We start from the raw sequence: 12,035 nt of genomic DNA, 5'->3' as shown, positions 1-12,035 counted from the left end.
ATCGATGCGGGCTGCGCAACGCGGTCCATGGGGGGCGTACCCTAAACCTCAGTCGAGCGGCAGAGCCTTAACTTGCCCTCCAAATCGATAGTCCCCGCTCTTTTCTTTACGTCGCTCCAAATCCCTTGCCTCCTCCCGAGTCTTGGTCAGCGTGATGAGAAGGTGACACCGCTCCTCCAGATAACGTTGTCGACCGAGTTCGGTCTGTAAGTCATAACCCAAAACTGGTGGTGAAAAATAAAGGTGCTTGGCGAGGATTGATTGTTTGCTGATGACGTCAGCCGGGTTACGCCAATCACCTCCTTCCCTGAGTTTCAATCGAGCCTGTTTCGACTGTCGATGCTGTATCAGTCTCTTACGAAGATTACCGCTGATGCCAACCTTCAGGAGTTCGCCGACGTCAGTGACAATCTGATAAAGACCGGAGGTCGTAGGCACTGCTGTTTCGACATCAGAGAAGCGAATGCCAGGGGCTTGGTAGGTCATGATTTAGATCCTTCCGCAACGATAGCGACACCAGCCCGACCTGCAGATCAAGCACCGCCCCGTGGGTGCTGAATGCTCGGTCAGCCTGCGTGTGTTGGATGAAGCACACCAGAAGCGCGATCATCTAATAAAACCACAAGGCCATCCGATTCCTCTCGCGAGGAGCGCAGAACAGCCAGCCCTCACAATGCAGTCGACGTTTAGCAGGATTGATCGCCGTTGATCCACGAACGAAGCTTGCCCAACGTAGGCGCCTTGACCCCAATCGAACTCCAGCCCTTGAGGGTGTATAGCTTTATCTCAGCGATGCCCTGAGGGGTAGGCTCGACAGTGATGATCGCCAAACTGAGCCTCACGCCCTGGGCGACCATACGCTGGGTGATCTGCCCGCTACTGAACTCCGAATCGAACTCGCTTTCTGTGGTGACCGGAGTCCCCAGCGGCGAGTGCTCCAAACAAATTCGGCTGGCCTGACGGATGTTGCGATAAGCGGATTGAGCAGTAACGTTCGCCTGGATCGAGCCATCGTAACTGTCCGAATCAGACATGAGATTAGCGGGTGTATTTGTGCATCCCGCCAGCAGTATTCCAACGCTGATAGCCCATATGAATTTCAAAAACTTGGCTCCAATCTGTCGACATCATGAACATGCATGCAAGGTGATCCCGGTGTTCAGCGCTGTTTAAAATCAATGGTCTACGGCGGGATGATGCCAACCTGCCTGTACATTTTTTGAGCGCCCGTTAAAACGCTCTACCTACCTGGCATCAGCGCGGTTATCCACAGACATACTCACGGATTTCTTGGATAACTAGGTCGGAGTTGTAACACCGCTTCTGCCGTAGCGAAGCTCTGGGTTCGATGCACTCAGCCGTCGTTCGGATCATCGAAGCCATACTGTACGCAGCAGCTAATAGCACAGATCGCTCAAATCGAGACATTTATCAATGTTGTGCAGAACGTGATTGGTGGGGATGTGAAATCCAAGGTTGAACGGGTGAAACAGTCGCTCCCGCCCAGTCGATAGCTGTCCCATCATGCAGTGCGATCGCCCACCGGCCAATGCAGAAATTTTGCTGTCGGTCAGACAGCGGAGCTAATTTTTAAACAGAACCGGCCGATACAAGCCGGCGGTCGGCCAAAATCAGATGCCCATGGTGGCAAAGAACGTCAGACAGTTGGTCTAGACCATCCCCCAATAGCTGATGCAAGAAGGCCAATCCGTGTACCTACATCGTTGGAGCTACACCCTATTAACTTGTCTGTTGCCACAGTTGAGCCTGGCCAGCACACTGCATATAGACCCTCGTGCCGAGAGCCTTTACCAAGAAGCTGTTCCATACCTATTACAAGCGAATGACAAGCTCGAAGCAGTGACAGCTGATACCCCAACAACAAGCGAAGAGGAGAGGCAGCGCTCCCTAACTCTAGCCGAAGAAGGAGGTGCGCTACTCAAACCTGCCTTTACTTTGCTTGAACAAGCAGCGGCACTTGATCATCCCGTAGCACAATATCGTCTCGGATTGATTTACGCGATGCTGTCTCCGAGCGAAGTGATCAAAGAGAAAGCTTGCCCCTTGTTCGAACGAAGCCTCGCCCAAGGCTTCGCTCCGCCAGCACTTGAAATTGCCTCCTGGTGCTTGGCGTTTAGCGATACGCCCGAGTACCAAAAAGCCTTGCAGGCCATGGAAACCAGCATGCCGCTCTACGAAAAGTATTTTCCACAGCCAGTTGTCCGGCTTGAATGCAAGCCTGAGGAACCTGTGGGCTTCGCCATGCAATGGGGCAACGGTCGTGATTATCAAGCTGAAATCTACCGTCTACAGGGCGACAGCAATCGTGCGCGCCGCTTGGAGTATTACCAGAAGGCTATCGATACCAATGACTGTTACAAGGCCAAACGACGCATGGAATATCTTAAATAGTCCCCCGCCCATTACTGGCTCCAATGCATGACGGTTGCGTCAGAGACAAGGATGAGGCCCGTGGGACCTTCTGCGCTTCTTCCGCTCTCCAGGAAAGCTCGCGCCCACTGGTTGAACTGTTACCCCTGTAGACACAATGCGTGTGTTATCCAAGGAGGAGACACAATGGATAGTAAATCTGCTGTTGCGCCTACAGAAAATCACCTCAAGGAAATGCTGAGTTATTGGAAAGCATCTGGAATCCAGTCATTTTCCCTTAGCGAAGCGCTCCGCTGGTGTGCCACGCACTATCCCGACATATCCCCCCTGCGCTTCGGCGCCCTCCTCCGCGACGCGGCAGCCAATCGCAAGCGCGATAGGCAACTGGTCTCCGATCTAGTGTGGCAGCTCAACAAGGAAAACTTCATCCCCTACGATCCAGCCGTCGACCCTGCGCCGGGAAGTCGTGACGCCGCCGCCTGGGTCATTCGCCTTGCTCTGCAGGAACGTCCGGATGTCGTTCAAGGTGAGATCCTCGATCAGTACTGTGCGCTCCTGGCCACAGCCATCGAATATCAAAAGCACCCAAACAAGACATCTCAGGAAATAGCTGATGGCCTAGCAGGCCTGCTTCGCGCGGACAATATTGAGGAGTTTCTCGCGCAGATATCGGAACTGGGAGCAGCGGAGTATTTCAGGAAAATCCATCCAGAAGGGTTCGCAAACCATGTTCCGAATCCGGACTGTTCGAGCACCGGCCCGGACAAGAATTTCGACTTCACGTTCCAAGCCGAGGGCATTCGCTTCAACGTCGAAGTGAAAGCTTTCTCCAAGGCCTTCTCTACAGACGACGAAGGAGGCACGAAATACTTCTTACCAGAGCCGATCAAGCAGCAGCTATACGACGTCGGTATCGAAATGAAAGCTACCCTTGCCCCTACTATCGGTCGTTTTCTTGGAGACGCGAATTGCCAGTTGCTGCGCCGTGACAATGACATGAACGTCGTATTACTTTGCTGCAACGATCCGGATGAATACGCTGATGTCATGGAAAGTCTGCACGGGCCCTATGGCCTAATCAGAGCTTCCAGGGCTGCGGGTAACAGCCTCCAGCTACCCAACTCGGTCATCCCCAATCTATCGCTAATGACCAACATCGATGCCGTGGTGGTCTGCCTGACAGGCTTCCTTCACTCGGGCATCGTCAATACCTTGCGATTCAGCCGGGCCTACAAGCTAGATGGCTTAAGTCTCACAGATCCCGAGCACGCCTGGGATTTTCGCTTCACCTTCCCATGCGGATTCTGGCTGCACCGTCCCCCAGTGGAACAGTTACGCGAGGTTAGCCTCCACAAGGTCTTCAACTCGCACCTCTCGCTGCTACTGGCCTACTACAAACAGCACAACAAGGATTGGCAGGCCGCGATCTTCTCGCTGATCAATCAAAAACGGCCTTGATGCGAAGACGACACGTAGCGGCCAAGACAGCTTTCGGCCGAAAGCAGCTTGTCGACATGAGTGCAGGCATTTCTCAGGCACAAAAAAAAGCCACTCATCTGAGTGGCTTTTTTCTGAATCTTGGAGCGGGAAACGAGACTCGTATCTGGATTCCGACCCTTTGAAATCTAAGGGGTTTCTTTTCTTGCCGGGGCAGGAAAAGACTTGATTCTGGACTTGTTTTTGAAGGGTATCAAGGGTCAAGAGGGGTGGCTTCGGAGCATGAGACTTGCTTCGTCCCGGCCAATTGGACGGCAAGCAGTCTCACAGGGCCTGAACACGCATCGACCGAGATCTGATGGATGATAAGGCATAGCCTCGGATACTAGCGGTGGGTCGAGAGCCTCCATGACATTGTTAATGCATTGTTCTGGCCGACGGTGCTGCTCGTGATCTATCGCTTCAGGTTGATTAGCTTCTGAGCTGTGGTTTGCCCACGAAACACCATAAGGACGGGCCAAGCCAACACTTTCCCCCAGATAGTGTTGCCCTTTGCGTTTGATTTTTGTAACCGCAACGTGGCTCACATCTAAAGCCGAGAGGGTTTTATGTTCAGTGCACAGGCATCGGTCACAACACTGAGTTCGTTCGCACCGCGCTGAAGTCGCCCGCCTGGTATGAGTAACCGATAGCGCGACACAAAGAGGGTCAATGCCAGTATTGGCCCTCACCCTACTCGTCTATCAGGTACGGAATCGTCGGACCAGGCTGTCCAGTTCAGCGGACAACCCGGCCAGGCCTGAAGAGTTCAACCGCGCCGATTCGGCGAGCTCTGCAACACGTTGCGCATCACCATGGATCTGGCTGATATGCAAGTTGATGCCTTCGGCGACCTGATGTTGTTCTTCGGCCGCCGTGGCGATTTGAGTGTTCATGTCTCGAATCACATCCACCGAATCGCGGATAAGCCCAAAGCTGGTGCGCGCCACGCCAATACGGTTCACCGACTGTTGTGAGACATTCAGACTGGCACGCATCTGGTGCGTGACGACGCTGGTGCGTTTGGCCAAAGTGCCCAGCAGACTATCGATCTCTGCAGTGGAGTCAGCCGTGCGCTTGGCCAGTGCTCGCACCTCATCGGCGACTACGGCAAATCCACGCCCTTGCTCCCCAGCTCGCGCGGCCTCAATGGCGGCATTCAGCGCCAGTAGATTGGTTTGCTCGGCGATCGAGCGAATGGTGCCCAGAATCGACTGAATATCATTGCTGTCACGCTCCAGTTGTTGCATCGACTCGGCTGACTTCTCGATTTCATGACTCAGTTGATCAACGCTGCTGACCGCAGCATCGATCTGCTGCTGCCCTTCGCGTGCCTTGATCCAACCGCTGTCAGCCGACTCAGCAGCCTGGCTGCACGCACGTGCAATCTCGTTGGCGGTGGCAACCATTTCACGGAACGCGGTTGAAACCATATCCACAGCCTCACGCTGCCGCCCGGCGACGTCAGCCATGTCACTGGAGACCTGTGTAGAGGCCTGGGATGTCGTCAGAATGTTATGTGCGGCCTGGCCGATGCTGCTGATCATGTTGCGGATGGCCGCCAGGAATTGGTTGAACCAACTGGCCAACTGCGCCGTTTCATCATTGCCGCGGATGTGAAGACTTTGTGTGAGATCGCCATCGCCTTCGGCGATGCCCTGCAAGCCGCTGGCAACGCTGCGGATCGGCCGCACGATCAAGCCTGCGAAGCTCGCGCCAACCAGGGCAAACACCAGCGCCAGCACGCCGGCAATGATCGCAATCACCCATGCCAGGTGGGTCGCCGAGCTCATCACCTCCTGTTGTTTGATCAGGCCAACAAAGCTCCAGCCCAATAGCTCGGAGGGCCAAACGTTAGCCATGTAACGCTCACCGTTGAGCTCAACTTCAAACGCGCCTTTTCCAGACTTGGCCAACTGTTCATAGCCGTTGCCGATCTCCGTCAGGGTCTTGAAGTTATGCGCGGGTTGCTGAGGGTCAACCAAGACCTTGCCGTCGCGCTCGACAAGCATCAGGTAACCGCTCTCGCCGAGTTTGATGTGCTTGATGATTTCGGTGAGTTGCTGCAGTGACACGTCGATACTGATCACGCCGCTGTTGGTACCCAATTGGGTATCGATGCTGCGAACGACGCTGACATACACCGCATCTTTAGGCGCGTAGTAATAAGCATCGGTACGCAGGGTTTTGCCTGGATTGCTCAACGCAGACTTGTACCAAGGCCGCTCGCGAGGATCGTAATTGGCCCGGTTCGGATTGTCGGGCCAAGACACGAAACCGCCGGAGCTGTTACCGAAGATGATATTGGAGTAAGCCGAATGGCTATTGGCCAAGTGCGCATAAAAATCGAAGATCTGCTTATCCAATGCGCCTTGCGCAATGGTCGGGGCGTTGGCACCGCTGTAGTTTTTCAGGCTGCCGTCAGCGTTGCGCAATAACGGCTGAGAAGCGAGGTAGTCGACGTTCTGGCGAATACCTTCGAAATACAACTGCATGGCCGTGTCGACCTGCCTTATTTCGCGGCTGCTGCCTTCGATAAAATCATCGTGCGCATCGCTGCGCAAATCCAGCACGACCAATGTTGCAATCAGGCAGACAGGCAAGCAAGCGATGACCACAAACGCCCAGGTCAATTTCTGTTTGACGTTCATCTGCACTCCAGAATGGGATCGAGTCATTTTTATAAGAGGTGCGTAGAACGAAGTAGCCCTGGAAAGGAAGCGACATGGTTACGCGAGCATTAGGACAGTAACGGGCACTCGACAATAATAAAAACAATAATATTTACTGTTTTATACAAATAATATTGATCAGAAACTCACATCCAGGGACGTTGAAAATCAGCACTGTACGGATTCGAACATTGCGCTGTCGCACGATAGACAAGGCTTCGCCAGTCAGCGCACCACAGGCTCTTTGTCCCTCGGGTCTAACGCGTGAAGTCCCCGCCTTGTAGGTGCCCATAGCGCTGTAGAAACAGGTGCCCTGCGCGTAAACCTTTTGCGTCATGGTGTTCTCCCGCAGGTCCTCAGGTATTGGCCGTAAAGTACCGTCGAACGCCCACTTCGTACCCCGCCAACATCGACAGCAAATTACTTGACACTAACTGTAGTGATCGCTATAGAATGAATGCAATATGTAGCGACCGTTATTTAAATAGCCGTCTGTGATGCGCTGGACGGGTAGCATCCCGACCGACCGAGAAGAATGGGATAGGCAAAGTGATAGAGCTGGCCGTACACGACATCGCGCAATGGATCGAAATTATTCGCTCGCTCGGCGCCGTCGGGATTGCGCTCTATGCCGCCATATTTGTGGTCGCCACTGTCGCGTTTGTGCCTGCCTCGATGCTCACGGCGCTTGCAGGTTTTTTGTATGGCCCGATGTGGGGAACCCTGCTCATCTCGCCCGCTGGCTTGCTATCTGCAACGGTCGCGTTCGCCTTGGGCAGATCGCTTCTGCGCCCTCGGGTCAAACGACACCTGGCTAACAGCCCCAAATCAGCGGCGGTCGACCGCGCTATCGCGTCAGGAGGTTTTCGGATTGTTTTCCTCTTACGCCTGGCGTCCATCGTGCCGTTCGCTCCGCTGAGCTATGGCCTCGGAGCCAGCCGAATCGCCCGCCGAGATTTCATGCTGGCGACTTGGTTCGGCCTGCTTCCTGGAACATTTCTGTACGCGTACCTGGGCTCTCTGGCGGCTGATGTCGCACAGATCATCAGTGGCGAGGTAACAACCAGTCGTTCGACTCAAGTGATGACTTGGGCGGGTTTGGTCGTTGCATTAATCGCACTGCTGACCATCGCTCGATATGCACGCAAAGCAATTAACCAAGCCCTTGTTCAACCCTTTTCAAACCAGGAGTAGCCCCATGAGCAATCCCACTTACGTCGAAGACTACAACGCCATCGTCGTGGTGCTTAACCACTATAACGAAGGTGGCAGGCAAGCCAAAAGCAGCCTCATGAAACCTGCCTTCAGCGAGCAGGCAACCATCTTTGGCGTGGATGGCGAAGGTCAACTGACCGGTGGCCCGATTCAGGGTCTGTTCGACATCATCGACAGCGCCTTCCGCCCTTCACCGGAAGCCAAAGGTGCCATCGTCAACGTCGATATCGTGGGCACCGCTGCCAGCGCACGTATCGATACCAATGACATTTCCGGCTTCTGCTTTACCGACTTCTTCAACCTGCTGAAGGTTGATGGAAAGTGGACTGTCGTCAGCAAGATCTACCACACCCACGTAGCTCCTTAACCCACCCGTTTGAACCGCGCCCCGGTGGCGCCACAAACATGCAAAGGAGTTTGACCATGAGCAAAAACATCAAAGCGGTACCGACCCAGGATTACAACGCAGTTGTCGCCGTGGCCCAGCAATACGCTGACGGCCTGCGTGTTGGCAGCCCGGAAATTCTGGAGCAGGCCTTCCACAAAGAAGCTGTGATGTACGGTTTCACCAATGGTGAATTGTTGGGCGGCCCTATCAGCAACCTGTTCGATTTCGTCCGCACGAATGGCAAGGCCCCGGATATCAGCACACGACTGGACGTGCTGGCGATCACCCCGACCACTGCCGTGGTTCGTGTGGACATGGAAAAGGACGCGATTGGTGCCGACTACAACGATTATCTGACGCTGATCAAAATCGACGGCACCTGGAAGATAATCGCCAAGGTTTATCACCAGTTCGAAGGCTGATCAGCGCGGTCTGAAAGGTAATGATGTTTCTTAAGGTGGTGAATCATGGCAAAAGTTGAATACAGCGCCGTTGTAGACGGCGGCGCCGAGCGCGTTTGGGATGTACTCAAGCGCTTCGGGAAAATCAGCCAATGGCACCCGGCAATTTCGCAGAGCGTCATTGAAGACAATCAGCCTGACGGACTGGTCGGCTGCATCCGTCGTCTGACCTTGGAGGACGGCACTATCCTGCGTGAACAGTTGTTGTCGGTGGACGCAGTCAATCTGCAGTTCTCCTACCGTTTCGTTGAGGCGCCGCTGCCCATAGACAACTACGTGTTGACCGTCCGCCTGATCCCACTGACCGGCGAGCAAAAAACCGTGATTCTGTGGTCTGCGACCTTCGACACGCGCGAGCCTGACCCTCAGGGACAATGGACCTCGACCGTGGAATCGCTCATTGTTGGCGGGCATGAAAGCCTCCAGCTTTACCTGAACCAAACCGCCACGGCATAAATGTGTCCTACCCCGCCCCAGCAATGGGTGCGGGGCTTATTTTTTGGAGATGCGATGCACGACCACATTGCCGAAGTGCCACTTGAAAAAGCCTATCGTCTGATCAACCACGGCCCGACCGTCTTGGTGTCTGCACAACATGATGGGACCCGAAATGTAATGGCTGCCGCATGGGCTTGTGCGCTGGATTTCTCACCTCCCAAAGTCACCGTAGTGCTGGACAAGATCGCCAAGACCCGTGAACTGGTAGAGCGTAATGGCATGTTCGTGATCCAGGTTCCCACAGTGGCACAACTGCAATTGACCCGTGACGTCGGCAGCGTGAGCCTTCGGGAAGATCCCGACAAGCTGGCTCATAGCGGCACTGAGCTGTTCAGTATCAGCGGCTATGACGTGCCGTTCGTGGCAGGCTGCTCGGCCTGGCTGGCGTGCAAGCTGTTGCCCGAACCGCACAACCAGACGACCTACGACCTGTTTATCGGTGAGGTCGTCGGTGCCTGGGCCGACACGCGTGTATTCAGGGACGGACATTGGCACTTCGAGAGTGCTCATCCGGACTTCCGGAGCCTGCACTACATCGCAGGCGGCCACTTTTATGCGATTGGCGAAGCGCTGGACGTCGCTACAAAGAAAGACACGCAATGAACCCGTCTGAAACACGCAGGCTCGACTGATCGGCTGTTGAACTCAGTAACGTCGGCTTGGGCACGGTTCAGAGGGGTTACAACGCCCACATCAATAACGAGCAGACAGCGGCCATCAGCGAGCCTGCGGCCACCCCATGCCACAGCAGTTTCCAGATGTGGCTCAGGTTGGCGTCGATGAGGGTGATATGGGCGGTGCCGCGTTTGCCAAGGGTATTGCCTAACCGCGCCGCAAGTTCCAGGCCGCCCGCGCCACCGCCGACAATCGAAATACGGTGTGCCATTGAAGGGTCTCATTGCTTTTACAGGGAAGACAGGACGAATCCTGTAGTGCCCAGGCACACAGCAGTGCGCCAGCGCCTGGGCTTGATGGGTTCAGCGACTATCTGCTTACCAATCCTGACGGGTCGGCGAAATGATCAGGTCGTTGACGGTGACGTTTTCAGGCTGATTCAACGCGTACACCACGGCACGGCCGATATCATCCGGCGAGATCGCGATTTTGTTCAGTTCCTGGGCAGCTTTACGCCCGGCAGGATCGGTCACTTTATCGGCCCAACCGGTGTTGATCACACCTGGGCTGACCGTGTTGACACGGATGCCGTGTTGCACTCCCAGCTCTTTGCGCATCGACTCGGTCATGGCTTGGACGAAGAACTTGGTTGCGCTATAGATACCCGCAGCAGGTCCCACCTGGTGACCTGCAACCGAATCCATATTCAGGATCTGGCCCGACTTCTGTTTCAGCATGAATGGCAGCACGGCGGCGATGCCATGCATGTAGCCTTTGATGTTCACGTTGATCATCTTTTCCCAGTCATCGGTGGCCAGGTCAACCCAGTTGGAAAACAGCATCAGGCCCGCGTTGTTGATCAGGATATCTACCGAACCAAACGAGTCCTGGGCAAATTGCGCCAGCGCCTTCATATCGCCGGGGTTGGTAACGTCGCTGACGCGACCTACTGCTTCACCGCCATTGGCTTTCAACTCGCTGACGATGGTATCCAGACCTTGCTGGTCCAATGCTGCAGCGACAATTCGAACGCCTTTCTCGGACAGGGCACGGGCGGATGCAGCACCCAGGCCAGACGATGCGCCAGTGATGACCGCGGTTTTATTCTGCAGATAGTTCATGGGCGTTCCTCTCGAGAGTGACTGCCCGTCTGTGCGGGCAGTTGTTGGGGTTATCGCGGATATCAGTAGTTGCCGACAGGCCAGTCGGTGTAGCCCTTCGCGCCACCACCGTAATACGACTCGCGCGGTGCGATGGTCAGCTCAGCCCCACGACGCAGACGCTCGACCAGGTCCGGGTTGGAGATGAACAGTCGACCAAACGCAACGGCGTCGATCTTGCCTTGGGCACGGCGCTCAATGGCCATGTCCAGGTCATAGTTGTTGTTGCCAATGAAGGGGCCTTTGAACTGCGCGCTCAGTGCGTCCATGTCGACGCCTTCCGGAACTTCACGCGAGGTGGCAGTAGCGCCTTCGACGAAGTGCAGGTAAGCCAGGTCGAATGCGTTCAGCTGCTGGATCAGGTAGCCATACATCGCCATGACATTGCTGTCGGGCGGCGTATTGCCCGCGTCGGGCGTCACCGGCGACAAGCGGATGCCAACGCGGTCATTGCCCCAGATGTTGACGACCGCATCGGTGACTTCCAGGGTCAGGCGCGCACGGTTTTCGATCGAGCCGCCATATTGGTCGGTGCGGTGGTTAGTCGAGTCTCGCAGGAACTGGTCGAGCAGATAACTGTTGGCCGAGTGCACCTCTACACCGTCGAAACCAGCGCGTTTGGCGTTCTCGGCAGCACGTTTGTACTGCTCGATAATCCCTGGGATCTCATCGGTCTCGAGCGCCCGAGGCATCGACACTGGGACGAAACCGTTGACGGTGTAGGTGTCACCCTCGGCCTTGATGGCAGAAGGCGCGACCGGCGCGGCGCCGCCTGGTTGCAGCTCTACGCTGGAAAACCGCCCCACATGCCACAGCTGGCTGACGATCTTGCCGCCAGCGGCATGCACGGCATCCGTGACTTTCTTCCAACCGGCAACCTGTTCTTCGCTCCAGATGCCTGGTGTGGCGGCGTATCCGCGCCCCTGAGGGGAAATATTGGTGGCTTCGGCAACGATCAACCCGGCAGTGGCGCGCTGGGCGTAATACTCAGCGTGCAGCTCGCTGGGAATGCCATCTTCGGCGTAACGGCTACGGGTAACAGGGGCCATCAAAATACGGTTGGCGAGTTGCATCGCGCCCAGGTTAATAGGAGTGAATAAGTCAGTACGAGCAGAGTTGTCTGTCATGATAGATCTCGATTAAATAGACCGGTCGTCTA

Annotated in this window: 11 protein-coding genes and 3 pseudogenes; 7 read left to right on the top strand and 7 right to left on the bottom strand. The window is 55.3% G+C overall.

The window, feature by feature from the left end; translation table 11 throughout:
- Positions 1-48 precede the first annotated feature (48 nt).
- Positions 49-486 carry a hypothetical protein gene (locus LOY50_RS11245; RefSeq protein ID WP_258690869.1) on the bottom strand — a complete coding sequence of 146 codons (438 nt, stop codon included), beginning with the start codon at positions 484-486 and terminating at the stop codon, positions 49-51.
- Positions 487-686: 200 nt separating this feature from the next.
- Entirely contained in the window at positions 687-1,103 is a 417-nt protein-coding gene (locus LOY50_RS11240; RefSeq protein ID WP_253473493.1) for a hypothetical protein, read from the bottom strand.
- A 607-nt stretch (positions 1,104-1,710) separates the two neighbouring features.
- On the opposite strand from LOY50_RS11240, the gene LOY50_RS11230 reads away from it, so the two are divergent.
- Together LOY50_RS11230 and LOY50_RS11225 are read left to right on the top strand one after the other, a co-directional pair.
- Positions 1,711-2,412: a hypothetical protein gene (locus tag LOY50_RS11230; protein ID WP_253473490.1), complete on the top strand. Its 702-nt coding sequence runs from the start codon at positions 1,711-1,713 to the stop codon at positions 2,410-2,412.
- 165 nt (positions 2,413-2,577) lie between these two features.
- Positions 2,578-3,849, top strand: coding sequence for a hypothetical protein (locus LOY50_RS11225; protein ID WP_258690868.1), 1,272 nt, complete (start codon positions 2,578-2,580; stop codon positions 3,847-3,849).
- Between the two features lie 722 nt (positions 3,850-4,571).
- On the opposite strand, the pseudogene LOY50_RS29080 reads toward LOY50_RS11225, so the two are convergent.
- Positions 4,572-5,168, bottom strand: a pseudogene (locus LOY50_RS29080) (methyl-accepting chemotaxis protein); the annotation flags it as partial.
- Between the two features lie 261 nt (positions 5,169-5,429).
- Positions 5,430-6,362: pseudogene (locus tag LOY50_RS29075) on the bottom strand (cache domain-containing protein); the annotation flags it as partial.
- Between the two features lie 726 nt (positions 6,363-7,088).
- On the opposite strand from LOY50_RS29075, the gene LOY50_RS11215 reads away from it, so the two are divergent.
- The 5 genes from LOY50_RS11215 to LOY50_RS11195 are packed head-to-tail and all read left to right on the top strand — an operon-like array spanning position 7,089 to position 9,704.
- Entirely contained in the window at positions 7,089-7,733 is a 645-nt protein-coding gene (locus tag LOY50_RS11215) for a TVP38/TMEM64 family protein (RefSeq protein ID WP_258690866.1), read from the top strand.
- A gap of 4 nt (positions 7,734-7,737) precedes the next feature.
- The gene (locus LOY50_RS11210) at positions 7,738-8,121 is read left to right on the top strand and encodes a nuclear transport factor 2 family protein (protein WP_258690865.1); all 384 of its coding nucleotides are present in this window, start codon (positions 7,738-7,740) and stop codon (positions 8,119-8,121) included.
- 56 nt (positions 8,122-8,177) lie between these two features.
- On the top strand, positions 8,178-8,564 hold the full coding sequence (locus LOY50_RS11205; protein ID WP_258690864.1) for a nuclear transport factor 2 family protein: 387 nt from the start codon (positions 8,178-8,180) through the stop codon (positions 8,562-8,564).
- 45 nt (positions 8,565-8,609) lie between these two features.
- Positions 8,610-9,059 (top strand): SRPBCC family protein, encoded by a 450-nt coding sequence (locus LOY50_RS11200; RefSeq protein ID WP_258690863.1) that lies wholly within the window; start codon positions 8,610-8,612, stop codon positions 9,057-9,059.
- A 54-nt stretch (positions 9,060-9,113) separates the two neighbouring features.
- Positions 9,114-9,704 (top strand): flavin reductase family protein, encoded by a 591-nt coding sequence (locus tag LOY50_RS11195; RefSeq protein WP_258690862.1) that lies wholly within the window; start codon positions 9,114-9,116, stop codon positions 9,702-9,704.
- A 115-nt stretch (positions 9,705-9,819) separates the two neighbouring features.
- On the opposite strand, the pseudogene LOY50_RS11190 reads toward LOY50_RS11195, so the two are convergent.
- The 3 genes and pseudogenes from LOY50_RS11190 to LOY50_RS11180 form a co-directional block, all read right to left on the bottom strand.
- Positions 9,820-9,987, bottom strand: a pseudogene (locus LOY50_RS11190) (FAD-dependent oxidoreductase); the annotation flags it as partial.
- A 106-nt stretch (positions 9,988-10,093) separates the two neighbouring features.
- Positions 10,094-10,837, bottom strand: a complete 744-nt coding sequence (locus tag LOY50_RS11185) for an SDR family oxidoreductase (RefSeq protein ID WP_258690861.1) — start codon at positions 10,835-10,837, stop codon at positions 10,094-10,096.
- A gap of 62 nt (positions 10,838-10,899) precedes the next feature.
- A complete protein-coding gene (locus LOY50_RS11180; protein ID WP_258690860.1) occupies positions 10,900-12,003 on the bottom strand; it encodes an alkene reductase in 1,104 nt (367 codons plus the stop codon).
- Positions 12,004-12,035: the final 32 nt, after the last annotated feature.

It is taken from the genome of Pseudomonas sp. B21-010 (assembly GCF_024749325.1).
Lineage (GTDB): Bacteria > Pseudomonadota > Gammaproteobacteria > Pseudomonadales > Pseudomonadaceae > Aquipseudomonas > Aquipseudomonas kilonensis.
Note: the sequence above shows the minus strand (reverse complement) of the source record. Positions and strands in the feature narration are given on the sequence as shown.